The sequence below is a fragment of the Bradyrhizobium sp. 22 genome, from assembly GCF_000482425.1.
GTDB classification, from domain to species: domain Bacteria; phylum Pseudomonadota; class Alphaproteobacteria; order Rhizobiales; family Xanthobacteraceae; genus Bradyrhizobium; species Bradyrhizobium japonicum_B.
Window position 1 is genome coordinate 601,005 of record NZ_KI519400.1, and the last position, 23,123, is coordinate 624,127.

The window sequence follows — 23,123 nt, forward strand, 5'->3', positions numbered from 1 at the left end:
GCTTCGTTCGTGTCGGGTTCGGGAAATAAAAAAGGCCCCGAAGAGGGCCCATGCACACCGCCTGTCTTGTGGATGGCAGCTAGCCATCCCCGGCGGTGTGCCTGGGTACGACGGCGATAAGGAGTTTGGTAATAATGTTACGCATGGCAGGCGCTCGGCTTCCCAAAGGTTGCGCGAACATAGCGGCCAAAGCCTGGATGTCAAGGCAATGCGGCCGTCTCCGCGCGATTTTGGCAGTGTAGCGATGTTCCCCGGGTTCGGCGAGAGGTAAATGAGGGAACCCGGATGGAAAAATGCGTCAGCCGCGGGCGCGGACCGCGCTGACGATCGCAGCGCCCCATCCCCTCGCCTGCTCCGGCCTGACCCATTCGAACTCCGGCAATTGATGCCGGAACCAGGTGAATTGCCGCTTGGCATAGTGACGGGTGTCGGCGCGGCCGATGGCGGCGGCCTGCTCCAGGCTGAGTTCACCGCGCAAGTGCCGGATCAGGGCGGGCACGCCATGCGCCTTCATCGCCGGCAGCAGCGGATCGAGCTGTCTGGCGGCAAGCCGCTCGACCTCCTCCAATGCGCCGGCGGCCAGCATGGCGTCGAAACGGGCGTCGATCCGTGCGTAGAGCGCGTCACGCTCGGGTGCGAGAAACACCGCGCGAAAACTGTCCCTCGGCAGCAGCGGAGGCTGGCCTTCCCGGTGCCAGTCGAGCAGCGAGCGTCCGGTCGCCTCGACCACCTCGAGCGCACGCGCGATCCGGGTGCGATCGCGCAGGTTCAATCGCTCGGCGGCGAGCGGATCGCGACGCGCCAATTCCGCATGCAGCGCCTCCGCACCGTTCCTTTCCAGCCGAGCGCGCACGTCCTCGCGCACCTCGGCGGGAATTGGCGGCACCACGGAGAGCCCGGCGGTCAGCGCCTTGAAATAGAGCCCGGTGCCGCCGATGAAGATCGGCAGGCGGCCTTGCGCGCGCGCCTCGTCGAGCACCTTTGCCGCGTCGGCCACCCAGGCGCCGGCCGAGAAATTCACGGCTGCATCGACATGGCCGTAGAGACGGTGCGGAGCGCGGGCCTCCTCATCCTGTGTCGGCCGTGCCGTGATGATGCGCAGGTCGCGGTAGACCTGCATGGAATCGGCATTGACGACGATACCGCCGCTGACGAGCGCGAGCTCCAGCGCCAGCGCCGACTTGCCGCTGGCGGTCGGGCCTGCGATAAGCACGGCCTCGCCAAAGGGCCTCCTGCCGACTTGCTCCTCGCTCACGAAAACCTCAAATGTCCCTCGTCGCCACGCTGATCTGCAACCCCGACAATCCCGCGCTCGATACGACCATCGTCGACGGCGCCCGCGCCGTGCTGCCGCAGGCCGCGCCCGCGCACTGGCTGTTCGACGGGGTCGCGGTCGATATCCCGTTCGGCGCCGACAGTCACCTCGAAGCCGACCGCCACGCCATCGAGCAGCGGCTGCGCGAGCTTCGCGGCGACCTGCCGATCGACATCGTCGTGCAGCCTGTCGGCTTCAGGCGCAAGAAGCTTTTTCTCGCCGACATGGATTCCACCATGATCGGGCAGGAATGCATCGACGAGCTCGCCGATCTGGTCGGAGTGAAGGCGCATGTGGCCGCCATTACCGAGCGCGCCATGCGCGGCGAGATCGAGTTCGAGCCGGCGCTGCGCGAGCGCGTCGCGCTGCTGAAGGACTTGCCCGCCAGCGCGGTCGACGAGGTGCTGGCCAAGCGGATCACGCTGACCCCGGGCGGCAGCACACTGGTCGCGACCATGCGGGCCCACGGCGCCTATACCTGCCTCGTCTCCGGCGGCTTCACGCTGTTCACGACCGCGGTTGCCGCCAAGATCGGCTTTCAGGAAAACCGCGCCAACGAGCTCGTCGTGCGCGACGGCAAGTTCACCGGCGAGGTGAAGGAGCCGATTCTGGGGCGCGCGGCCAAGCTCGCCACGCTGGTCGACCTGATGGAATCGTTCGATCTCGACGACATCGACTCGGTCGTGGTCGGCGACGGCGCCAACGACCTCGCGATGATCCAGGCGGCGGGGCTCGGCGTGGCCTATCACGCCAAGCCGGCCGTCGCGGCGGCGGCGGCCGCGCGGATCGATCACGGCGATCTCACCGCGCTGCTGTATGCGCAGGGGTATAAGCGGGACGAGTTCGTGGAGACCTGACACTCTCTCCGCCGTCATGCCCGGGCTTGTCCCGGGCATCCACGTCACAGTCCGTCCGCGTGGCAAAGCGTGGATGGCCGGGTCAAGCCCGGCCATGACGAGAGGTCAGAGCGAACGCCCCTTACTGCACGCTCAACGCCACGAACCGCAGCTCGCCCTCGGCGTTGGAGACCAGCAGCAGCACCGACTTCTTGCCGTCCTTCTTGAGCTGATCGACCCGCTTCTGGATGTCGGCGCCGCTGGAGACGGCCTCCTGCGCGACCTCGACGATGACGTCTCCGGCCGAGAGGCGCTTCTCCGCGGCGTCGGAATTGGCATCGACCGAGGTGACGACCACGCCCTTGACGCTCTCCTTGATCTTGTAGCGCGTGCGCAGATCCTTGTTCAGCGCGGCGAGATCGAGGCCGAGCGCCTTCTGCGTCACCGGCTTCTCGGGCGCCGGCTCGTCGGTCTTGACCGCGGCCTGCACCTTTTCGGGATCCTGGAGGCGGCCGAGCGTGACTTTCTTGGTCTGCTCCTGGCCCTTGCGGATGATGACGACGTCGACCTCCTTGCCGACCGCCGTGTCGGCGACGACGCGCGAAAGATCCTTCGGATCTTTCACGTCCTTGCCGTCGAACCTGACGACGACGTCGCCGGGCTCGATGCCCGCAGGCTTGGCCGGGCCCTTGTCGTCGATGCCGGCAACCAGCGCGCCGCGCGCCGGCTTGATGTTGAGGCTCTCGGCGATCTCGTCGGTGACGCTCTGGATGCGCACGCCGAGCCAGCCGCGGCGCAACTCGCCGAACTGGCGCAGCTGATCGACGACGCCCACGACCGTCTTCGACGGCACGGCGAAGCCGATGCCGATCGAGCCGCCGGAGGGCGAGATGATCAGCGTGTTGACGCCGATGACGTCGCCATCGAGGTTGAACAGCGGCCCGCCGGAATTGCCGCGATTGATGGAGGCGTCGGTCTGGATGTAGCTGTCGTAGGGACCTGAGGAGATATCGCGATTCTTGGCCGAAACGATGCCGGCGGTGACCGTGCCTCCCAGGCTGAAGGGATTGCCGATCGCGACCACCCAGTCGCCGAGGCGAAGCTTGTCGCTGTCGCCGAACTTCACCGCGACGAGGGGCTTCGGCGGCTTGATCTTGAGCACCGCAAGATCGGTCTTCTTGTCGACGCCGACCAGCTCGGCCTTGATCTTGGTGCCGTCGTTGAGGATGACGTGGATCTCGTCGGCATCCGCAATGACGTGATTGTTGGTGACGACGACGCCCGCCGTGTCGATGATGAAGCCGGATCCGAGCGAGTTGGTCTTCTTCGGAGCGCTGCCGCCGTCGCCGCCCTTGCTGCCGCCGGGGCCCCTGCGGTTCTTGAAGAAGTCGTCGAAGAACTCCTCGAAGGGCGAGCCGGGCGGCAATTGCGGCATGGTGTTGCTGCCGCCGCCGCTGCCCTTGGCCTCCACGGTCTGCGAGGTCGAGATGTTGACGACCGCGTCGATCACCTTCTCGGCGACGTCGGCGATGCCATCCGGTCCGCGCGCCTCGGCCGGTGTGCCGAACGCACTGAAAGCACTGACGACGAGCGCGGCCAGCCCTAAACGCAAGCGGGTCGGGGCAATGGTGCCAGCGGGCATTGGTATCTCCAGAGAATAAGGATTCGGTCCAGACTGCGCTCGAACGGGGGGATGGCGCAAGCACGGAGCTTAACGGGCCTCAAGAGCCCGATAATACGGCGAAAACCGGTCCTTCGGCTTCACTTTGGCGTTGGTGGCGAGGTCTAGACCGGACGCCGCATCACCCAGATCAGGACCAGGCCGACCACGGCCGAGCCGATCCCGACCGCCCGCAGGATGTTATCCGGCGTGGCGATGGCGCTCTTCATGGCCTTGCGCATCCAGTTTGGACTCGCCGCAAACATCAAGCCCTCCAGCACGAACAGGATGCCCAAGCCGATGAGGAAGTCGGCGAACGCAATGGACCTCATCGGATTGGAACCTCCCGTTGTGCTGTTCTTGTCTGGACGAAGGGCGGCCGGACCTGCCGCCCCCGTCTCGCTTACGGCGTCTCGCTTACGGCTTCGCCGGCGTATCGGTTGCCATCTTGCCGGACGGGTTGCTGAAGTACCGGAAGAAATCCGTGTCCGGCCGCAACAGGAAGCGGGTGTCGCTGGAACGCAGCCCGTTCTCGTAGGCGGACATCGACCGGTAGAAGGTGAAGAAGTCGGCGTCCTTGCTGTAGGCTTCGGCGAACAGGCGGTTGCGCTCGGCATCGCCCGCGCCCCGGGTTTGCTCGGCCTGCGAGTTGGCTTCTGCGACGATCACGGTCGCCTCGCGATCGGCCTTGGACTTGATCTCCTGGGCCTTCTGGCCGCCTTGAGCGCGGAACTCGGCCGCTTCGCGCTCGCGCTCGGTCTTCATCCGCTGATAGACCGCCTGGCTGTTCTGCTCCGGCAGATCGGCGCGGCGGATCCGGACGTCGACGACCTCGATGCCGTAGCCCTCGGCCTCGCGGTCGAGCTGCTCCCGGATACGCTGCATCAGCTTCTCGCGGTCGTCACGCACCACGTTGATGAAGGTGACCTCGCCGAGCACACGGCGCAGCGCCGCGTTCAAGAGCGTGGTGAGCTGGACGTTGGCAGCCTGGATCGAGCCGATGCTCTGATAGAAGCGCAACGCATTCTCGATCCGGTAGCGCGCGAAGGCATCGACCACGAGCCGCTTCTGGTCGGACGCAATCGCTTCCTGCGACGGGTTTTCCAGGTCGAGGATCCGCTTGTCGATGTTGATCACCGAATTCCACGGCGCCTTGAAATGCAGGCCGGGCGCGGTGACGACGTCGACGGGCCGGCCGAACTGGAGCACGATGGTCTGCTCGGTCTGTTGCACCGTGAACAACGACATGTAGCCGACGATCACGACGAGCAGGAGTCCGAGCAGCGTGACCATACCTGTGACCGGAGATCTCATCGGTTGCCTCCGCTCGACTGCGGACCGGTGGCAGGCGGCCGCTTGGTCGTCAATTCGCCAAGGGGCAGATAGGGCACGACGCCCTGACCCGAGGCGCCGCCACCGTCGAAAATGAGCTTGTCCGCGCCACCGAGCACGCGCTCCATGGTCTCCAGATAGATCCGTTCACGCGTCACGTCGGGCGCCTTCTTGTATTCCTCGTAAACGTTGAGGAAGCGCGCGCTCTGGCCCTTGGCCTCGGCGACCGCCTGCTCCTTGTAACCTTCGGCAGCCTGCAGGATCTGCGCGGCACGGCCGCGCGCCTGCGGGATAACCTGATTGGCGTAGGTCTGCGCCTCGTTCTGCAACTGCTCCTGGTTGGCGCGCGCCGCCTGGACGTCGCGGAAGGCGTCGATTACCTGCGCCGGCGGATCCACCTTCTGCATCTGCACCTGACTGATCTGGATACCCGCGCCGTAGCTGTCCAGAGTCTTCTGGATCAGTTCGTGCACGTTCTGCTCGGTGACGTTCCGCGCGCCGGTCAGGATCGGCTGGATCTGCGAGCGGCCGATCACCTCGCGCATCGCGCTCTCGGCGACCGCCTTCACGGTGCCTTCGGGGTTCTGGATGTTGAAGAGGAAGTCGCCGACGCCGTCCGGCTTGATGCGCCAGAGCACGGTGAAGTCGACGTCGACGATGTTCTCGTCTCCGGTCAGCATCAGGCTCTCTTCCGGCACGTCACGGATGGAGCGGCCGCGCCGCGCCGGATCCTCGATCAGCGTCATGCCGATGGAGATGGTGTTGACGCGCAGCGCTTTCGGCAGCAGCACGGTCTCGATCGGATAAGGCAGATGATAGTTCAGGCCCGGCTGCACGGTGCGCACATGCTTGCCGAAGCGCAGCACGACGCCGAGCTCTTCGGACTGCACGCGGAAGAAGCCCGACAGCAGCCAGAACGCGATGATGAGCAGGACGATCAGCGTGATGCCGATGCCGGAGAAATAGCCGCCCGGCATGATCTGCTGGAGGCGGTCCTGGCCGCGCCGCAGAAGGTCTTCCAGATCCGGCGGCCTCGGCCCGACCGGTTGCGGGCCTGAGCCCCACGGTCCCTTTGGACCCGAGCCCCATGGGCCACCGCCCTGATTCTTCCACGGCATTCGACGCTCTCCTCGGCAGGGTGGAATTGCCCCCGCCCGCTTTGTCCGGTCCGGCTTTATAGGGGACAGGCAGGTCCCTTACAACGCGGCCCTGACCGTCTTCCGAGCTATGCTCGGGCACGAAAATGTCAATGTAAACATTGACGAAAGCGGTTAATGGCCGCGCCGCCGACGATATGTCACATAGGAGAAGTCGGCGCTGTCGTTGGGTCCGGCAGGATGGCGGATACGGTCGACCTCGTCCCATTCCCCTTTGTCGATGTCGAAATGCGTATCCCCTTCGGGCCGGGCATGGACTTCGGTGATTTCGAGGCGATCGGCGCGATCGAGCCATTGCCGGAAGATCTCGGCGCCGCCGATTACCGCGATGTCAGTGGCCGAACGTCGCAGGGCATCCCCGCGCGCAACCGCGCCGGCGTCGGCGGCGGATGTCGTGACGATGGCCCCGTCGGCACGATAGGCCGGGTCGCGCGTGATCACGATATTGGTGCGGCCCGGCAGGGGACGGCGGGGCAGCGATTCGAAGGTCTTGCGGCCCATGATCACGGGCTTGCCGATGGTCAGCGCCTTGAAGCGCGCCATGTCGGATTTCAATCGCCACGGCATCGCATTGCCCGCGCCGATGACGCCGTTCTCCGCGATCGCGACGACGAAGACGATCTCCATCAGGCAGAGCTCCCGGCAAGCCGCCTCAGCGCAGGCCCGGTGACGCGGCATAGCGTCCAGTCGTCCATCATGACGGCGCCGAGCGATTTGTAGAACGCGATCGACGGCGCGTTCCAGTCGAGCACCGCCCATTGCAGGCGCGCCCAGCCGTTGTCGACGCATTCCTTCGCGAGATAGACCAGCAGCGCCTTGCCCAGCCCCCTGCCCCGATGCGACGGCCGCACGTAGAGATCTTCGAGATAGATGCCGTGGCGACCGCTGAAGGTGGAGAAATTCGTGAACCAGACCGCGAAGCCGACGGCCTCACCATCCCATTCGGCGATCGCACAATAGAGTTGCGGTCTCTCGCCGAACAGCGCGTCAGCGACGTCGGTCTCGGTCGCCTCGACCTCGTGCGAGAGCTTCTCGTACTCGGCGAGCTCGCGGATGAAGGAGAGGACGAGCCCCGCTTCTCCGGGCTGCGCACGGCGGATGGTCAACGACATTGGCGTCAGACCGCGACTTCCGCCTTGATGTGCGGATGCGGGTCGTAGCCGACGAGCTCGAAATCCTCGAAGCGGAAGGAGAAGATGTCCTTTACCTCGGGATTGATCCGCATCGCCGGCAGCGCACGCGGCGCGCGGCTGAGCTGGAGCTTTGCCTGCTCCAGATGGTTGGAATAGAGATGGGCGTCGCCGAACGAATGCACGAAGTCGCCGGGCTTCAGGCCGGTGACCTGCGCCACCATCATGGTGAGCAGCGCGTAAGAGGCGATGTTGAAGGGCACGCCGAGGAAGACGTCGGCCGACCGCTGGTAGAGCTGACACGACAGCTTGCCATTGGCGACATAGAACTGGAACAGGCAATGGCACGGCGGCAGCGCCATCTTGTCGACTTCGGCCGGATTCCACGCCGAGACGATCAGGCGGCGCGAGTCCGGATTGCGCTTGATCATGTCGACCACGTTCGCGATCTGATCGATGCTGCGGCCGTCGGGCGCGGGCCAGGAGCGCCATTGATGGCCGTAGACCGGGCCGAGATCGCCATTGGCATCCGCCCACTCGTCCCAGATCGTGACGCCGTTGTCGCGCAGATATTTGACGTTGGTGTCGCCCTTCAGGAACCACAACAGCTCATGCACGATCGCCTTCAGCGGCAGCCGCTTGGTCGTCAGCATCGGGAAACCGGCCGACAGATTGAAGCGCATCTGGTGGCCGAACACCGAGAACGTGCCGGTGCCGGTGCGGTCGGTCTTCTCCGCGCCGTCTGAAAGAATCCGCTCGAGCAGGTCCTGATACTGGTGCATGTGCGACTATGCCTTTGGGAAGGCGGCGAACTTAGCGGCCACCCCGCGCTGCAACAGCGGCGATTCGCTGTCCGCACCGATTATACCCGGAAAAGTGAGCGTTCCCGGCGCAAACGACAAGGGGCGGAACCCGGCGTCCCGCCCCTCTCCTATCGACCTGATGGCGTTGCCTAATTTGCCGCCTTCAGCACCGGGCTCCACTTCGCGATCTCGTTCTTGACGAGGGTCGCCAGCGCCTCCGGCGTGCGGTCCTTTGCCGCCGGGATGACGCTGCCGAGTTCGAGCAGGCGCTTCTTCACGGTCTCGTCGTCGAGCGCCTTGATGGCGGCTGCGTTCAGGCTCGCCACGATGGCAGGCGAGGTTCCCTTGGGCGCGAACATCGCGTTCCAGGCCTGGGCCTGGAATTTCGGCAGGCCGGCTTCAGCCGTGGTCGGCACGTTCGGCAGCGACGGATTACGCTCGGCCGTGGCGATCGCATAGGCCTTGATGGTGCCGGCGTTGATCTGCGGTACGGCGTTGACGATCTGGTCGCACATGTAGTCGACCTGACCCGCCACCAGCGCGTTCATCGCAGGTCCGGTGCCGCTGAAGGGCACGCTGACCGGCTTGACGTCGAGGATCGAGTGCAGGAGCTCGCACGAGACGTGCGAGACCGAGCCGACGCCGGCATGCGCGGCGTTCACCTTCTCGGCGTTGGCCTTCACGTAGGTCACGAACTCGTTCAGGTCCTTGGGCGGGAAATCCTTGCGCGCCAGGATCAGGATCGGCGTGCCCGCGAGCAGCGCGATCGGCTCGAAATCCTTCTCGGGATGATAGGCGAGCTTCGGATAGAGCGGCACCGAGGCGGCATGCGTGCCCATATGCCCGGTGATCAGCGTATAGCCGTCATTGGCCGCGCGCGCGGCGCGCGTCGTGGCGGTGGTGCCGCCGGCACCGACCACGTTCTCGATGATGATGCTCTGCCCCAGCGTCTGCGCCATGTGCCCGGTGACGATGCGCGAGATCACATCGGTCGGTCCGCCGGCCGCGAACGGCACGATCATGGTGATGCTGCGGGTCGGATAGGTCTGGGCCTTTGCCGGTGCGACAAAGGCGCATAACGAGGCAAGTGCTGCGGCACATGTGCCCGAAACCAGCGTGCGAATGGTCGTCATATCGGTCCCCCGGGACAAACTAATGCCGGCCACAAGGGCCCACATTTTCATTTCACGAAGCCGTCACACAAGTCGATTCGACTTCCGAATGCGGCGTGCCGACGCAGCTGCGCTGCGTCGGCACGCCACGGTGCTCAATTCTCGGATTCGGTGAACACCTCGTCGCGCTTCGATCGCAGCGAAGGCAGCACGGTAAGGACGAGGAGGCTCGCCGCGACCGCCAGCAGCACTGCCGACAACGGACGCGTCAGGAACACGCTCCAATCGCCGCGCGAGATCAGCAGCGCACGGCGCAGGTTCTCCTCCATCAACGGTCCCAGCACCATGCCGAGCAGCAGAGGTGCCGGCTCGAAATCGTGCTTGATCAGCCAGTACCCGACGAGGCCGAACACGCCGGCGAGGATGACGTCGACCGGCGCGTTGTTCACCGAATAGATGCCGATCGCGCAGAAGATCACGATCGAGGGGAACATCAGCCGGTAGGGCACGCGCAGCAGCCGCACCCAGATTCCGACCAGCGGCAGGTTGATGATGATCAGCATCAGGTTGCCGATCCACATCGAGGCGATCATGCCCCAGACGAGGTCCGGCTGCTTCTGCATCACCTGCGGGCCCGGCACGATGCCGTGGATGGTCATCGCGCCCACCATCAGTGCCATCACCGCGTTCGGCGGGATGCCGAGCGTCAGCAGCGGAATGAAGGAGGTCTGCGCGGCGGCGTTGTTGGCGCTCTCCGGCCCCGCCACGCCCTCGATCGCGCCGCGGCCGAACCGCGAGGGATCCCTGGCGAGCTTCTTTTCGAGCGTATAGGCGCCGAAGGATGCAATCGTCGCGCCGCCGCCGGGCAGGATGCCGAGGATCGAGCCGAGCACGGTGCCGCGCAGGATCGCGGGCGTCGAGTCGGTCAGATCCTTCCTGGTCGGCATCAGGCCGGTGATCTTCTGCTGCACGAGGTCGCGGCTCATCTCGGCGCCGGCGTCGAGATTGCGGATGATCTCCGCGAAGCCGAATACGCCCATCGCCACCGTCGCAAAACCGAGGCCGTCGGCGAGCTCCGGAATGTTGAAGGCCATGCGGGAGGCGCCGGTTTCGATGTCCGAGCCGACCATCGACAACAACAGGCCGAACACGATCATCGCGATCGCCTTCAGCACCGAGCCCTTGGCCAGCACGACCGCAAAGATGAGGCCGAGCACCATCAGCGAGAAATATTCAGCCGGACCGAACGCCAAAGCGAGCTTGGTCAGCGGCGCGCCGAGCACGGCGATGAGCACGGTCGCGACGCAGCCGGCGAAGAACGAGCCGATCGCGGCGATCGCCAGCGCCGGGCCGGCACGGCCCTGCTTGGCCATCTGATGACCGTCGATGGCGGTCACCACCGATGTCGCCTCGCCGGGTATGTTGACGAGGATCGACGTGGTCGAGCCGCCATACTGCGCACCGTAATAGATGCCGGCCAGCATGATCAGCGCGCCGACCGGCGGCAGTCCGAAGGTGATCGGCAGCAGCATCGCGACGGTCGCGATGGTGCCGATGCCCGGGAGCACGCCCACCAGCGTTCCGACGAGAGCGCCGATCAGACACATCAAGAGATTGATCGGGGAGAACGCGACGGCGAAGCCGTGAGCGAGGTTGGCAAAAATATCCATCACACCCTCACTGGATCAGGAAACGCGGGTACATCGGCATCGGCAGCCCGAGAATGTATGGAAACAGGATTGCGCAGCCGATCGTCAGGCAGGCGCCGACGATCAGCGCTTCCAGCCACCGCGTCTCCTGCGAGCCCGCCGCTGCGATCATGAAGCTCGTGAAGGCCGTGACCACGAGGCCAAGAGACCGGATCGACAGGGCGAAGAAGAGGATCGCGGCGACCACGAACAGCGGTCCCCGCCAGGAATAATGGGCCATCGACGGCCCATCGGTCAGAAGACCGGTCAGGGCGATGGCCGCGGACAAGGCAACCAGCAGTCCGCCGAACATGCGCGGCGCGGTGCCGGCACCGAAGGAGAAGCCCCGCATGCCCTGCAGATCGCTTCCCGCCCACAACGCGAACAGGGCAACCGCCATCAGGACGACGCCGCCGACATAATCCTGCGCCGACCGTACCGTCATGAACAGCGTCAGGATCGCCACGACCAGCAGCGGATAGGAATAGATCAGGGCCAGCAGGACCTCGGACGACATCTTCTTGGTGCCGCTGCCGAACGATCCGAAAATCGCACTGGGCGCGCCTGCGAGCAGCGCCGTCACGTGACTGGTGACCACCGTCCCGGGGCCGCGGCCGGTGCCCCAGCCGAAGATCGTCCCGATCGACCAGATCAATTCGAAGATCTGCGGCGCAATCGCCAGCAGACAAAAACCAAGCGCCAACCGGGTATTTCGGGTGGCTGTCGCTGAGTGGCCCATCGTGTCGGCCATGCCTGTCTCCTCCGCGACCCGTAAGTCACGAGCACTGTTGTTCTAAATCGGCTGGAACTGGATCCCCCGCCCGGAACACTGCCTAGCGATTTTCATGACACAATGCCAGCAAAACCCAACAGCCCGCCGGCAAGCAACAGCCACAGTGGATTGATGCGCGAGATGGATGCGATCACCGCAACCATTGCGGTCAGAAGCAGTGCAGCAATCGTGCGATCGGTCGACTGGGCCAGGATCAGGGCACTCGCCGCCATCAATCCGATCGAGAGCGGAACCAGTGCAGCTTGTATCAAGCCAGGCCAGCGCGACTGGCTGGGCCGATTCAGGAGCCGGCTTACATAATAGGCAAGCAGCGCCGTCGGCAGGCACATCGCCAGCGTCGCCGCCAGCGCGCCGGGGATGCCGGCGACGGCATAGCCGATTAACGTCACGATAAGAACGTTCGGACCCGGCGAGAGCTGTGCGATCGCATAGGCATCGGTGAACTGCTTGTCGGTCATCCAGTGATTCACCTCGACCGCGATGCGATGCATCTCGGGCACCGCCGCCGCGGCGCCGCCGACTGCGAACAGCGACATCAGCCCGAAGGTGGCGATCAGGGCCCAGATCGGATTGTCGGCGTTCATGCTGCTACTTTCCGCCGCAGGAAATAAGTGGCGCCGATGCTCACGGGGATCGCGACCAGCAGCACCGCCTGAAGCGGCAGACGGAGCACGCCGATGGCGAGGAACACACCGAGCATCAGGATCAGCGCGAGGAGGTCCGTCCGCTTCAGCAGCGGCGCCATCATGCGGAACACCACCGCGATCAGGAGACCGACGGCCGCGCAGGAGATGCCGGCGAGGCTGCGGCGCAGCACGTCGAGGTCGCCAACACGGGGATAGATAATCGCGAGAACCATCATGATCAGCGTCGGCGGCAGCAACAGCCCGGCAAAGGCGGCAACCCCGCCGGCGATGCCGCGCAGCCTCGATCCGAACACCATCGACAGATTGACGATGTTGGGCCCGGGGAGGAAATGGCACAGCGCGAAGGTCTCGTTGAACTCGTCCGCCGTCATCCAGCGGTGCTGCTCGACGATGGCCCGCCGGGCAAACACCAGGACCCCGCCGAAACCGGCCAGCGACATCCTGGCGAAGGCCAGAAACAGTTCCAGCAGGCCGGGCGCAGGAACGCCGGGCGCCGGCTGCTCCGGCAGTCGATCTGATGGTTGGCCGGCCGGTGCTGAATCCTCGGACATCTCAGAAGCTTAGACCGCCGGCGCCGATGCGGCCAAGATCAGGCCCCGCCTCGGCGCGGAACCTATCCAAAGAGAATTGGGCGAGGCATGCAAAACCCCTGTTTTTCGAAACCCTTGCGCCCTATATTGGGAGTGCCGGTTCGCCGGCTATGGAAATAAACGGTCGTCGCAATAAACCATTCGGACCCGGGGGCGGTACCCGGCGCCTCCACCAAAGCCCACCAACCGGCTATCCGGAAGCGGGCTTTGGCGGGGGCGAAATAGGATCGACGAGGGCGTAAAGGGCGTACTTTTTCCCGGTATTGTTCCGCCGTTATCGGGCTACTGCAATAGTTGCCAACGACAACTTTGCTCCGGTTGCTCAGGCTGCGTAACGCAGTTTGAAAGACCATCTTAAAGTCCTAACGGGTTAAGCTCCGTTAGGCGGGGTTCGGAGGCACCTGGCAACAGAAGCCTCCACTTGCCTTTCTTTCTTCTCCGGCGGGGACTCCTGCTGACCCGTCAGGCGCGATATTGTTGCGGCTTGGCGAGTCGAGTCGGTAGGGTCCGGCTTCGGGGACGCAACAGGACCACCATGGCGACCGATCATATCCGATACGATGTGCTGGCCCGCGACGCGCTGCGCGGCGTGCTGCGGAAGGTGCTGACCGATGCCGCGGCCCATGGCCTGCCCGGCGAGCACCATTTCTTCATCACCTTCGTCTCGAAGGCCGAGGGCGTGAAGCTGTCGCCCCGGCTGCTGGCGCAATACCCGGAAGAGATGACGATCATCCTGCAGCACCAGTTCTGGGATCTGACCGTGCTCGAGGACCGCTTCGAGGTCGGCCTGTCCTTCGGCGGCATTCCGGAGCGGCTGGTGGTGCCGTTCAGCGCCATCAAGAGCTTCCTCGATCCGTCCGTGAAGTTCGGCCTCCAGTTCGACACGTCCGATGTCGCCGAGGTCGCGCCGGAGACTTTGCCGGCGGCCCCTGCCCCTTCGGCCGTAGCGGTGCCCGCCGCCACTGAAAAGGCGGAGACCGCGGAAGAGCCGACCCCGCCGAGCCAGGGCGGCGCCGAGGTGGTGCGGCTCGATCGTTTCCGCAAGAAATGATCTAGGTTGGCTTTCCAGCCGTCGCGGCCGGCCAAACTGCCTATATAGAAGAGCACATGAAGAGGCCGCGCGGCGTTTCGCGCGGCGGAATGGATGTGCTCATGGCCAAAGCTTCCCGCTCGAAGACCGCTCCTCCCGCGACCCGCACCGAGACCGACAGTTTCGGTCCCATCGAGGTCCCTGCCGATCGCTATTGGGGCGCGCAGACCGAACGCTCGCGTCAGAATTTCCGCATCGGAACGGATCGCATGCCGATCGCGCTCGTGCACGCGCTCGGCATCGTCAAGCTCGGCGCCGCGCAGTCCAATCTGGAGCTCGGCCTGCTCGACAAGCGCCGCGCGGGCGCCGTCATCCGCGCCGCGCGCGAGGTGATCGAGGGCAAGCTGGATGACCATTTTCCGCTGGTCGTATGGCAGACCGGCTCCGGCACGCAGACCAACATGAACCTCAACGAGGTGATCGCCAACCGCGCCAACGAACTGCTCGGCGGCGAGCTCGGCGCCAAGAAGCCGGTGCATCCGAACGACCACGTCAACATGAGCCAGTCGTCGAACGATTCGTTCCCGACCGCGATGCACATCGCGGCCGCAACCCGGATCAATGCCGATCTCATCCCCGCGCTCACCGAATTGCTGCGCGCGCTGCGCAAGAAGGAGAAGGCGTTCGCAAAGATCGTCAAGATCGGCCGCACCCACACCCAGGATGCGACGCCCCTGACGCTCGGCCAGGAGTTTTCCGGCTACGCCGCGCAGGTCGAAAGCGGCATCGCCCGGCTCAAGTCCGCAGTGAAGGAGCTTTATCCGCTGGCGCAGGGTGGCACCGCCGTCGGCACCGGCCTCAATTCGAAGCCGCGCTTTGCCAAGCTGTTCGCAAGGCACGTCGCCCGCATCACGAAACTCCCGTTCACCAGCGCCGCCAACAAGTTCGAGGCGCTGGCCTCGAACGATGCCTACGTGCTGGCGCATGGCGCCATCAATTCGGTGGCGACGGGCCTGTTCAAGATCGCCAACGACATCCGCCTGCTCGGATCCGGCCCGCGCTCTGGGCTGGGCGAGCTGATCCTGCCGGAGAACGAGCCGGGCTCGTCGATCATGCCGGGCAAGGTCAACCCAACGCAGTGCGAGGCGATGACCATGGTGTGCTGCCAGGTGTTCGGCAATCACACCGCGATCACGGTGGCCGGCAGCCAGGGCCATTTCGAGCTCAACGTCTACAAGCCCGTGCTGGCCTACAACATGCTGCACTCGATCCGCCTGCTGGCGGATGCGGCGCGATCCTTCACCGAGCATTGCGTCAGCGGCATCCGCGCCGACGAGAAGCGCATCGACGAGCTGATGCAGCGCTCGCTGATGCTGGTGACGGCGCTGGCCCCGAAGATCGGCTACGACAACGCCGCCAAAGTGGCCAAGACGGCCCATGCCAACGGAACCACGTTGAAGGAGGAGGCGCTGCGGCTCGGCTTCGTCTCGGCCGACGAGTTCGATCGCCTGGTACGCCCGGAGAAGATGACCAGCCCGGGATAAATTCCGAATTCCGATAGCCATCCGTAATGATACGGACCCCCTGCGTCCAGAAATGTGCGGCTTTGGGGGTGGGATTTGATTACCGTCAATGTTCCGGCGGGACGGCGTGCTACGCAACCCTTCCGCCCCCCGACGGGGCCGAATTCATCCTTTGATGGCCCAAGGGGCTGATTGACGAGGACGAGCGAATGGCGATCAAGTCTTGTAGGGCGCAACGCGGCGCCCTGTTTCTGAATGTTTCATCCCGCCTGACGAGGATCGGATGATGGAGACGCGGCATGGGGAACGTCATCAACCTGAATCGTTTCAGGAAGCGCGTCGAGCGGGAAGCCTCGGCGAAGCAGGCGGACGCCAACCGGTCGAAGTTCGGCCGCACGAAGGCGGAACGGTCGGCGGAGGAGACGCGCGCGGACAAGGCGAAGGCGCAGCTGGATCAGCATCAGTTGGACCGGCATCAGATCGACCGCGAGGAGCAGCCATGAAGTCGCCCGTCGTGAAGCGGTCGATCGTCGTCGCCGGGCACAAGACCAGCGTCAGCCTGGAAGAAGCGTTCTGGAACGGCATGAAGGAGATCTCCGGCCTGCGCAACATGACGTTGTCGGAGCTGGTCGGCGAGATCGACAACAACCGCCAGCAGGGCAATCTGTCGTCGGCGATCCGACTGTTCGTCCTGGACTACTTCAAGAGCCGGGCGATGGCCGCCCAGCCGGACAAGGTCCCGGCCCAATAGCCAGCCCTCGGGGGCGCCTGTGAGGCGCCCCGCGATCCGCGCTCTTTAAAATCACTCTAAGGTGCGGTTTCGGCGAGCGCCCGCGCTTGACCTCAATGCCTTGCGTTGAAAATACAGGGCATGACCGACACCAACGACACGCGCCCGCACATGCCGCTCGGCCTGGCCCAACGCGGCTATTCCGGCGTCATCCAGCACCTGTCCGCTAGCCAGGCGGGCTCGGCGCTTTCCGACATCGAGCTCGAGAGCCGCCTGATCGAGCTCGGCTTCGTCGAGGGCGCCCGGGTCGAGGTGCTGCACGAGGGGCTGGTCGGGCGCGATCCGATTGCGGTACGGGTCGACAGCATCACGATCGCGGTCCGCCGCCGCGAAGCCATGGCGGTCATCGTCGCTTAGCCTGCGGCCGGACGCCTCATCACAAGCCGTTTGCCAGGCCTTGATCCCATGGAATTACCCCTGCTGCATCTCGCCCTGGTCGGCACGCCAAACAGCGGCAAGACATCGCTGTTCAACGCCCTGACCGGCAGCCGGCAAAAGGTCGCGAACTATCCCGGCGTCACCGTCGAGCGCAAGGAAGGCTTCTTCGTCACCCCCCTGGGGCGCCAGGTCTCGGTGGTCGACCTGCCCGGCACCTACTCGCTGCGCGGCCGCAGCCCGGACGAGGAGATCACCCGCGACTTCGTGCTCGGCAAGGCCTCCGGCGAGACCGTGCCGGATCTCGTGCTGTGCGTGGCCGATTCGACCAATCTGCGGCTGACCATCCGCCTGCTGCTCGAGCTCAAGCGCACCGGACGGCCGATGGTCCTCGTGCTCAACATGTTTGACATCGCGGCCCGCCGCGGCATCAATGTCGACGTCGAGCGGCTCGCCAAGGAGCTCGGCCTGCCCGTGGTCACCTCGATCGCGGTGCGCAAGGGCGGCACGGCCGAGCTCTTGAAGCTGACCGACGAGATCTCGGCGAAGCTCGCCGCCGGGGCGGAGGCGAACAGCTGGCGCGCGCTCAGCGTCGCCGAATTGCGCGCGACCCAGCGCGAGGCCGACCGCATCATCGCCGACTGCGTCAGCCTGCCTGCGAGACCCGACACCTGGACCGCGCGGATCGACGCAATCGTGCTGCATCCCGTCGGCGGTCTCGTCGTGCTGACGCTGATCCTGTTCGTGATGTTCCAGGCGGTGTTCGCCTGGGCGCAACCGGCAATGGATCTGCTCAAGTCCGGCTTCGACGCGCTCGGCGAGCTCGTGCACACCACCCTGCCCGAGGGCCTCTTGCAGAGCTTCCTGGAGAACGGCGTGATCTCGGGCGTCGGCAGCGTCATCGTGTTCCTGCCGCAGATCATCCTGATCTTCCTGTTCATCCTGCTGCTGGAGGATTTCGGCTACATGGCGCGCGCCGCGTTCCTGATGGACCGCATCATGGGCGGCGCCGGCCTGCACGGGCGCGCCTTCATTCCGCTGCTGTCGAGCTTTGCCTGCGCCATCCCCGGCATCATGGCGACCCGCGTGATCGACAACAAGCGCGACCGGCTGACCACGATCCTGATCGCGCCGCTAATGACCTGCTCGGCGCGCATTCCGGTCTACACGCTGATCATCTCCGCCTTCATTCCGGCAAAGGAGATCTGGGGCTTCATCAATCTGCAGGGCCTCGTGATGTTCGGCCTCTACGCCGCCGGCATCGCCAGCGCGCTGATCGTCTCGTTCCTGATCAAGTTCTTCATGCTGCGCGACTTTGCGCCGGCGCCGTTCATGCTGGAGCTGCCGGACTACAAGATGCCGCGGCTGAAATCGATCGCGATCGGCATCTACACCCGCGCCAAGATGTTCCTGGTGCGCGCCGGCACCACCATCTTCTCGATGATGGTGCTGATCTGGTTCCTGGCCTCGTTCCCGCAGCCGCCTGCGGGCGCCACCGGGCCCGCCATCGACTTCAGCCTGGCTGCGATGATCGGCAAGGCGCTCGAGCCGCTGCTCGCGCCCGTCGGCTTCAACTGGCAGATCGCGGTCGCGCTGATCCCGGGCATGGCGGCGCGCGAGGTCGCGGTCGCAGCGCTCGGCACCGTCTACGCGATCGAAGGCGGCCAGGAAGCGGCCGAGCAGATCGGCCAGGTGCTGGCGACGAAATGGTCGCTGGCGACCGCACTGTCGATGCTGGCCTGGTACATCTTCGCCCCGCAATGCGCATCCACGCTGGCCGTGATCCGGCGCGAGACCGGCAGCTGGGCCTGGATGGGTGTGACCTTCACCTATATGCTGGTGCTGGCCTATGCGGCGAGCCTTTTGACGTACAACGTCGCCGTCGCGCTCGGGGCGGGATAGACCCCTGAAGCCAAAACTGAGAAAACAACCCCATGCACAGTAGACGGGGTCAGTGAAATCAATGGCTTGAGTCGGGCGCGAAAACCATCTGACCGAGAACTCCGCACCGCTTGCTCCGTCGGCCAAAACAGGGGCATGATGTCATCATCGACCGCAACGACAGCGGTATGAGCGACGACACGCCACCGAAGCGGCGATCTGTCTCCATGAACCGTTTCAGCACCGACCGACTGACCGCCGAGAGGCTGAACGAAAGCCACCTCGCCGACCTCGTCGCGCTGCATCTCGATCCCGATGTCGCCCGCTATATCGGCGGCGCCCGTTCGGCGGAGACGACAAAGGCTTACCTCCATGTCAACATGGCGCATTGGGACGAGCACGGCTTCGGCCTCTGGGCGCTGCACACGAAAGACGGAGCATTCGCCGGACGCGCTGGCCTCCGGCACATCGTGTGGACGACATCGACGAGATCGAGATTGCCTACGCGTTCACGCGCAGCCTCTGGGGCCGGGGATTTGCGGCCGAGGCCGCGACCGCGATGACGCGCATCGGCCTCTCCGAGCTCGCCCTGCCATCCCTTATCGGCATCGTGAACATCGCAAACGGCGCCTCGCGCCGCGTGCTGGAGAAATCGAACTACCTGCTCGAGCGGAGCACGAACCGCCATGGCAGCGACGTCGTGATCTACCACATCCACCGCCGAACGCTGCAATGACACGATTGGAGCACGTTGACCGGCGGGACTATGTTCAATTTTGAACCGAGTTGGCCGCAGCGGTCGGCACCTGCCCACAGCCCGCCAAGCTCCGGTGGCCGGGAACCGGGGTGCTGCTGAAGAGTTCCTCGTACGGGCCTTCTTTGGTCCCGGCTCCAGCCTGTCGATGCTGGGGGCCTAGCGCTCTTCCGACATGTGCTGAGGGGGTTCAATGACTGATCCATCAGGGGCTGCTTCGGCCAGTGCCCTCAAGGATTTGCCGAGAATTTCAACGGGCAGCGAAGGTCTGGACGACATCCTGGGCGGCGGCTTGGACCCCAATCGGATGTATCTCTACGAGGGACGTCCGGGCACCGGCAAGACCACGATCGCGCTGCAATTCCTTCTCCGGGGCGCGCGCGACGGCGAACGTGTGCTCTATATCTCCCTCTCCGAGACGAGGCGGGAGCTCGAGCTTGTCGCGCATCGGCACGGCTGGTCCCTGCAAGGCGTCGACATCTTCGAGCTGGTCCCGCCGGAGACGACACTCGACCCCGATCGGGAGCTCACGGTCTTCCATCCTGCCGAGATGGAGCTCAGCGAAACGACTGGCCTCATCTTCAAGGAGGTCGAGCGGCTCAATCCCACCCGCGTCGTGCTCGACAGCCTGTCCGAGCTGCGCCTGCTGGCCCAGAACCCGCTCCGCTACCGGCGCCAGGTGCTGGCCTTGAAGCATTTCTTCACCAACCGCAATTGCACCGTCGTGCTGCTCGACGATCTGTCCTCCTCCCAGGACGATCTGCAGCTGCATTCGATCGCACACGGCGTCGTCATGCTCGAGCAACTCGCGATCGACTACGGCGCGGAGCGGCGCCGGCTTCGCGTGATCAAGATGCGCGGCATTCGATTCCGCGGCGGATACCACGATTTTACGATCTCGCAAGGCGGCTTGCGGATCTTCCCGCGGCTCGTCGCGGCCGAACATCACAAGACGTTTCCCGGCAATTTCGTCTCCAGCGGCAACGCGGAGCTCGATCAGCTGCTCGGAGGCGGGCTCGAGCGCGGCACCAACGCGCTTCTCCTCGGATCCGCCGGTGTCGGCAAGTCGTCGGTTGCGCTGACCTATGCCATCGCGGCGGCCGAGCGCGGCGAGCATGCAGTCTTCTTCGCCTTCGATGAAGGCCGCGGCACGGTGGAAGCACGGGCCCGGACCCTCGGTCTGCCCCTGGAGAAATATCTCAATACCGGGGTCATCCGGTTTCAACAGGTCGATCCGGCCGAATTGTCGCCCGGTGAGTTCGCGGCGACGCTGCGCCGGAGCGTCGAGGTCGACAATGCCCGCCTTGTCGTCATCGACAGCCTGAACGGTTACCTGAACGCGATGCCGGACGAGCGCTTTCTCATCCTGCAGATGCACGAACTCCTCAGCTATCTGGCGCAGCAGGGCGTGCTTACGATCCTGATCCTCGCTCAGCACGGACTCGTCGGCCCGATGGAGACGCCGCTCGACATCAGCTATTTGAGCGATGCGGTGGTGATGCTGCGCTATTTCGAGTTCCGCGGCACGGTGCGGCGCGCGCTGTCCGTCGTCAAGAAGCGCAGCGGCAATCACGAGCACAGCATCCGGGAATTCCGGCTCGGCAGCAGGGGGATCAAGCTCGGTCCGCCTCTCCAGGAGTTCAGCGGCATTTTCTCCGGCAATCCCCATTACTCCGGCACGGCGTTACCCGAAGGACCGGCCGAATGAGCGCCGAACGGGCAAACCGTGTGCTGATATTCGCCCCGATCGGCCGCGACGGACCGGCATCGGCGGAGCTTTTTCGCGGCGCGAACCTGAAGGCGGTCAATTGCCGAGGTCTGCCCGAACTCGTCACCGAGATGACGGCTGGCGTCGGAGCGGTTTTTCTGGCCGAGGAGGGATTGTTCGGCAAAGACACGGCGCCGCTCGCGCAATGGATCGCGAGCCAGCCGCCATGGTCCGACCTCCCCTTCGTCGTACTCACCAGCCATCGGGAGCAGCCGGCCGTCGTCGCATGGAGACGCAGCATCGTCGAGCTGCTGCGTAACGTTTCGCTGCTCGAACGGCCGGTCCAGCCGATCACGCTGACCAGTGCGATTCAATCGGCAATCCGCGCCCGGCGGCGTCAATATGAAATCCGGGCCCTGCTCGAAGCGCGCGAGCAGACGGCGCAGGAGCTCGAGAAACTGGTCGTTGAGCGGACGCGAGAATTGAAAGAAGCCAACGAGCAGCTTCGCCTCGAAATGAACGAACGCACGCGCGTCGAGGAGACGCTTCGCCAGGCTCAGAAGATCGAGGCGATCGGCCAGCTCACCGGCGGCGTCGCGCACGACTTCAACAATCTTTTGATGGTGATTTCCGGCGGCCTCGACATGCTCGACCGCCAGGCAGACCCGAACCGGCGCCGGCGGCTGATGGACGGCATGATCCAGGCGGCGCAGCGCGGCGCCAGCCTGACGAGGCAGCTCCTCGCCTTCTCGCGCCGGCAGAAGCTCCGGCCGGAGCCTGTCGACGTCGCTGCACAGATCGGCGGCATGCGGGAGCTGCTCGATCGCAGCCTGAGGGGGGACGTCCACGTCGAATTCGATTTCCCGGACTCGCTATGGCCGGTCGAGGTCGATCCCGGGGAGCTCGAGCTGGTCATCCTCAACCTCGCCGTCAACGCCCGCGACGCCATGCCCAACGGCGGGACCATCGTCGTGCGCGGGGAAAATCTGCCAAGCCTGAACGACGATCAGATCTCGGGCGACTATGTCCGTCTGTCCGTCGTCGACACCGGCGTCGGCATGGCTCCGGAGATCCTGTCCCGCGTATTCGAGCCGTTCTTCACGACCAAGGACGTCGGCAAGGGTTCGGGGCTCGGGCTCGCGCAGGTCCATGGATTCGCCACCCAGTCACGGGGCACGGTCCGTATCCGATCGGAGGTCGGCCGCGGCACCAGGATCGAACTGTATCTGCCGCGATCGTTCGACGTTCCTTTGAAGGAGCGGCATCTCATCGATCTCACCCGGATACGGCCGAAGAAGAACAATCATGGCCGAATCCTCCTGGTCGAAGACGACGACGAGGTTGCCGCGCTGGTCGGCGAGATGCTCGGCCAGCTCGGTTACGAGGTCACGCGCGCCGCGAGCGCCGCGGCGGCGCTCGGCGCTTTGGCCGATGGTCGCTCCGTCGACCTGATCTTTTCGGACATCATGATGCCGGGCGGCATGAATGGGGTCGAGCTCGCGCGGGAAATCAAGAAGCGACGAAGTGACATCCCGGTGCTGCTGACCAGCGGATACGCCGAAGCCTCGGTCCATGAAGCACAGAGGGCGGGTGTCCAGATCCTGGCGAAACCTTACCACATCGACGAGCTGGCCGCGGCATTGAGCACGGCAAAGTCGAACCTTCGGCTCAATACAGAACCCCAGCGCTCCGGGTCCCGTTGACGTCAGCCCTGATCGGGCTGTGTTCCCTCGGGCTGCGGAGCTCTACCTGAAATACCCGAGCACGAGATCGACGTCGGCGCTGCGGGCCACCGTGCCGGTCAGCTCGGCGTCGATGACGCGGCGACAGGCTTCGATCGCGGCGTGGTCGCCGAGGTCATTGGCGGCTTCGAGCACGAGCCAGGCCGCGTCGACCGAGGCCTTGTCCGGTGCTCCGCCGCCGAGATCGCCGGGGGCGGCGCTGTTGAGGTTCTTCTTGCGAACGGCGGTGCCGAATTGAGGCAACATTGCAGATACTC

At 65.0% G+C, this 23,123-nt stretch carries 23 protein-coding genes, 1 other RNA gene and 1 pseudogene; 11 read left to right on the forward strand and 14 right to left on the reverse strand.

Annotation, left to right across the window (positions count from 1 at the left end; all coding sequences use genetic code 11):
* Window positions 1-298: 298 nt before the first annotated feature.
* Complete coding sequence (gene miaA / locus K410_RS0128275) at window positions 299-1,255, reverse strand: tRNA (adenosine(37)-N6)-dimethylallyltransferase MiaA (protein ID WP_028137990.1); 957 nt, start codon at window positions 1,253-1,255, stop codon at window positions 299-301.
* An 11-nt stretch (window positions 1,256-1,266) separates the two neighbouring features.
* Here miaA and serB point away from each other — a divergent pair, with 11 nt between their 5' ends.
* Window positions 1,267-2,172 (forward strand): phosphoserine phosphatase SerB, encoded by a 906-nt coding sequence (serB, locus tag K410_RS0128280; protein WP_028137991.1) that lies wholly within the window; start codon window positions 1,267-1,269, stop codon window positions 2,170-2,172.
* 121 nt (window positions 2,173-2,293) lie between these two features.
* On the opposite strand, the gene K410_RS0128285 is transcribed toward serB, so the two are convergent.
* From K410_RS0128285 to K410_RS0128340, 12 genes are all read right to left on the reverse strand, one after another.
* Window positions 2,294-3,793, reverse strand: coding sequence for a Do family serine endopeptidase (locus K410_RS0128285; protein WP_028137992.1), 1,500 nt, complete (start codon window positions 3,791-3,793; stop codon window positions 2,294-2,296).
* 143 nt (window positions 3,794-3,936) lie between these two features.
* On the reverse strand, window positions 3,937-4,143 hold the full coding sequence (locus K410_RS0128290) for a DUF2065 domain-containing protein (RefSeq protein WP_028137993.1): 207 nt from the start codon (window positions 4,141-4,143) through the stop codon (window positions 3,937-3,939).
* Between the two features lie 85 nt (window positions 4,144-4,228).
* Window positions 4,229-5,125, reverse strand: a complete 897-nt coding sequence (hflC, locus tag K410_RS0128295; RefSeq protein WP_028137994.1) for a protease modulator HflC — start codon at window positions 5,123-5,125, stop codon at window positions 4,229-4,231.
* Window positions 5,122-6,261, reverse strand: a complete 1,140-nt coding sequence (hflK, locus tag K410_RS0128300; RefSeq protein ID WP_028137995.1) for an FtsH protease activity modulator HflK — start codon at window positions 6,259-6,261, stop codon at window positions 5,122-5,124. Before hflK ends, hflC begins: the two co-directional genes overlap by 4 nt.
* Window positions 6,262-6,414: 153 nt before the next feature.
* Window positions 6,415-6,927 (reverse strand): dihydrofolate reductase, encoded by a 513-nt coding sequence (locus K410_RS0128305; RefSeq protein WP_028137996.1) that lies wholly within the window; start codon window positions 6,925-6,927, stop codon window positions 6,415-6,417.
* The gene (locus tag K410_RS0128310) at window positions 6,927-7,412 is read right to left on the reverse strand and encodes a GNAT family N-acetyltransferase (RefSeq protein ID WP_028137997.1); all 486 of its coding nucleotides are present in this window, start codon (window positions 7,410-7,412) and stop codon (window positions 6,927-6,929) included. The genes K410_RS0128305 and K410_RS0128310 overlap by 1 nt, the downstream gene beginning before the upstream one ends.
* A gap of 5 nt (window positions 7,413-7,417) precedes the next feature.
* Window positions 7,418-8,212: a thymidylate synthase gene (locus K410_RS0128315; protein ID WP_028137998.1), complete on the reverse strand. Its 795-nt coding sequence runs from the start codon at window positions 8,210-8,212 to the stop codon at window positions 7,418-7,420.
* A 170-nt stretch (window positions 8,213-8,382) separates the two neighbouring features.
* On the reverse strand, window positions 8,383-9,366 hold the full coding sequence (locus tag K410_RS0128320) for a tripartite tricarboxylate transporter substrate binding protein BugD (RefSeq protein WP_028137999.1): 984 nt from the start codon (window positions 9,364-9,366) through the stop codon (window positions 8,383-8,385).
* Between the two features lie 134 nt (window positions 9,367-9,500).
* Window positions 9,501-11,015: a tripartite tricarboxylate transporter permease gene (locus K410_RS0128325; protein ID WP_028138000.1), complete on the reverse strand. Its 1,515-nt coding sequence runs from the start codon at window positions 11,013-11,015 to the stop codon at window positions 9,501-9,503.
* A 7-nt stretch (window positions 11,016-11,022) separates the two neighbouring features.
* On the reverse strand, window positions 11,023-11,784 hold the full coding sequence (locus K410_RS0128330) for a tripartite tricarboxylate transporter TctB family protein (protein WP_028138001.1): 762 nt from the start codon (window positions 11,782-11,784) through the stop codon (window positions 11,023-11,025).
* 92 nt (window positions 11,785-11,876) lie between these two features.
* The gene (locus K410_RS0128335) at window positions 11,877-12,410 is read right to left on the reverse strand and encodes a chromate transporter (protein ID WP_028138002.1); all 534 of its coding nucleotides are present in this window, start codon (window positions 12,408-12,410) and stop codon (window positions 11,877-11,879) included.
* Window positions 12,407-13,024, reverse strand: a complete 618-nt coding sequence (locus tag K410_RS0128340; protein WP_028138003.1) for a chromate transporter — start codon at window positions 13,022-13,024, stop codon at window positions 12,407-12,409. Before K410_RS0128340 ends, K410_RS0128335 begins: the two co-directional genes overlap by 4 nt.
* A gap of 95 nt (window positions 13,025-13,119) precedes the next feature.
* Between K410_RS0128340 and ssrA the strand changes: the two genes are divergently transcribed.
* The 10 genes and pseudogenes from ssrA (at window position 13,120) to K410_RS0128385 (ending at window position 22,827) form a co-directional block, all read left to right on the forward strand.
* Window positions 13,120-13,485: a transfer-messenger RNA gene (gene ssrA, locus K410_RS38060) on the forward strand.
* 113 nt (window positions 13,486-13,598) lie between these two features.
* On the forward strand, window positions 13,599-14,114 hold the full coding sequence (locus tag K410_RS0128345; RefSeq protein WP_028138004.1) for an SspB family protein: 516 nt from the start codon (window positions 13,599-13,601) through the stop codon (window positions 14,112-14,114).
* Window positions 14,115-14,203: 89 nt separating this feature from the next.
* Complete coding sequence (gene fumC, locus K410_RS0128350) at window positions 14,204-15,637, forward strand: class II fumarate hydratase (RefSeq protein ID WP_028138005.1); 1,434 nt, start codon at window positions 14,204-14,206, stop codon at window positions 15,635-15,637.
* Between the two features lie 278 nt (window positions 15,638-15,915).
* On the forward strand, window positions 15,916-16,119 hold the full coding sequence (locus tag K410_RS0128355; RefSeq protein ID WP_028138006.1) for a DUF4169 family protein: 204 nt from the start codon (window positions 15,916-15,918) through the stop codon (window positions 16,117-16,119).
* Window positions 16,116-16,367 carry a ribbon-helix-helix domain-containing protein gene (locus K410_RS0128360; RefSeq protein ID WP_025038043.1) on the forward strand — a complete coding sequence of 84 codons (252 nt, stop codon included), beginning with the start codon at window positions 16,116-16,118 and terminating at the stop codon, window positions 16,365-16,367. Before K410_RS0128355 ends, K410_RS0128360 begins: the two co-directional genes overlap by 4 nt.
* Before the next feature lie 120 nt (window positions 16,368-16,487).
* Complete coding sequence (locus K410_RS0128365) at window positions 16,488-16,763, forward strand: FeoA family protein (RefSeq protein WP_028138007.1); 276 nt, start codon at window positions 16,488-16,490, stop codon at window positions 16,761-16,763.
* Between the two features lie 48 nt (window positions 16,764-16,811).
* Window positions 16,812-18,683 carry a ferrous iron transporter B gene (gene feoB, locus K410_RS0128370; RefSeq protein ID WP_028138008.1) on the forward strand — a complete coding sequence of 624 codons (1,872 nt, stop codon included), beginning with the start codon at window positions 16,812-16,814 and terminating at the stop codon, window positions 18,681-18,683.
* A 206-nt stretch (window positions 18,684-18,889) separates the two neighbouring features.
* Window positions 18,890-19,398: pseudogene (locus tag K410_RS0128375) on the forward strand (GNAT family N-acetyltransferase).
* A gap of 211 nt (window positions 19,399-19,609) precedes the next feature.
* Window positions 19,610-21,124 (forward strand): ATPase domain-containing protein, encoded by a 1,515-nt coding sequence (locus K410_RS0128380; RefSeq protein ID WP_028138009.1) that lies wholly within the window; start codon window positions 19,610-19,612, stop codon window positions 21,122-21,124.
* Window positions 21,121-22,827, forward strand: coding sequence for an ATP-binding protein (locus tag K410_RS0128385; RefSeq protein ID WP_028138010.1), 1,707 nt, complete (start codon window positions 21,121-21,123; stop codon window positions 22,825-22,827). Before K410_RS0128380 ends, K410_RS0128385 begins: the two co-directional genes overlap by 4 nt.
* A 42-nt stretch (window positions 22,828-22,869) precedes the next feature.
* Here the strand turns inward: K410_RS0128385 and K410_RS0128390 are convergent, their stop codons facing one another.
* Window positions 22,870-23,112 (reverse strand): hypothetical protein, encoded by a 243-nt coding sequence (locus tag K410_RS0128390; protein WP_028138011.1) that lies wholly within the window; start codon window positions 23,110-23,112, stop codon window positions 22,870-22,872.
* Window positions 23,113-23,123 lie beyond the last annotated feature (11 nt).

Coding starts and splice junctions, on each gene's coding strand:
- K410_RS0128385 (WP_028138010.1), top strand. CDS start 21,121: ATGAGCGCCGAACGGGCAAACCGTGTGCTGATATTCGCCCCGATCGGC.
- K410_RS0128320 (WP_028137999.1), bottom strand. CDS start 9,366: ATGACGACCATTCGCACGCTGGTTTCGGGCACATGTGCCGCAGCACTT.
- K410_RS0128310 (WP_028137997.1), bottom strand. CDS start 7,412: ATGTCGTTGACCATCCGCCGTGCGCAGCCCGGAGAAGCGGGGCTCGTC.
- fumC (WP_028138005.1), top strand. CDS start 14,204: ATGGATGTGCTCATGGCCAAAGCTTCCCGCTCGAAGACCGCTCCTCCC.
- K410_RS0128340 (WP_028138003.1), bottom strand. CDS start 13,024: ATGTCCGAGGATTCAGCACCGGCCGGCCAACCATCAGATCGACTGCCG.
- K410_RS0128380 (WP_028138009.1), top strand. CDS start 19,610: ATGACTGATCCATCAGGGGCTGCTTCGGCCAGTGCCCTCAAGGATTTG.
- K410_RS0128325 (WP_028138000.1), bottom strand. CDS start 11,015: ATGGATATTTTTGCCAACCTCGCTCACGGCTTCGCCGTCGCGTTCTCC.
- K410_RS0128345 (WP_028138004.1), top strand. CDS start 13,599: ATGGCGACCGATCATATCCGATACGATGTGCTGGCCCGCGACGCGCTG.
- K410_RS0128365 (WP_028138007.1), top strand. CDS start 16,488: ATGACCGACACCAACGACACGCGCCCGCACATGCCGCTCGGCCTGGCC.
- feoB (WP_028138008.1), top strand. CDS start 16,812: ATGGAATTACCCCTGCTGCATCTCGCCCTGGTCGGCACGCCAAACAGC.
- hflC (WP_028137994.1), bottom strand. CDS start 5,125: ATGAGATCTCCGGTCACAGGTATGGTCACGCTGCTCGGACTCCTGCTC.
- hflK (WP_028137995.1), bottom strand. CDS start 6,261: ATGCCGTGGAAGAATCAGGGCGGTGGCCCATGGGGCTCGGGTCCAAAG.
- K410_RS0128305 (WP_028137996.1), bottom strand. CDS start 6,927: ATGGAGATCGTCTTCGTCGTCGCGATCGCGGAGAACGGCGTCATCGGC.
- K410_RS0128285 (WP_028137992.1), bottom strand. CDS start 3,793: ATGCCCGCTGGCACCATTGCCCCGACCCGCTTGCGTTTAGGGCTGGCC.
- K410_RS0128330 (WP_028138001.1), bottom strand. CDS start 11,784: ATGGCCGACACGATGGGCCACTCAGCGACAGCCACCCGAAATACCCGG.
- K410_RS0128335 (WP_028138002.1), bottom strand. CDS start 12,410: ATGAACGCCGACAATCCGATCTGGGCCCTGATCGCCACCTTCGGGCTG.
- K410_RS0128315 (WP_028137998.1), bottom strand. CDS start 8,212: ATGCACCAGTATCAGGACCTGCTCGAGCGGATTCTTTCAGACGGCGCG.
- K410_RS0128390 (WP_028138011.1), bottom strand. CDS start 23,112: ATGTTGCCTCAATTCGGCACCGCCGTTCGCAAGAAGAACCTCAACAGC.
- K410_RS0128360 (WP_025038043.1), top strand. CDS start 16,116: ATGAAGTCGCCCGTCGTGAAGCGGTCGATCGTCGTCGCCGGGCACAAG.
- K410_RS0128290 (WP_028137993.1), bottom strand. CDS start 4,143: ATGAGGTCCATTGCGTTCGCCGACTTCCTCATCGGCTTGGGCATCCTG.
- K410_RS0128355 (WP_028138006.1), top strand. CDS start 15,916: ATGGGGAACGTCATCAACCTGAATCGTTTCAGGAAGCGCGTCGAGCGG.
- serB (WP_028137991.1), top strand. CDS start 1,267: ATGTCCCTCGTCGCCACGCTGATCTGCAACCCCGACAATCCCGCGCTC.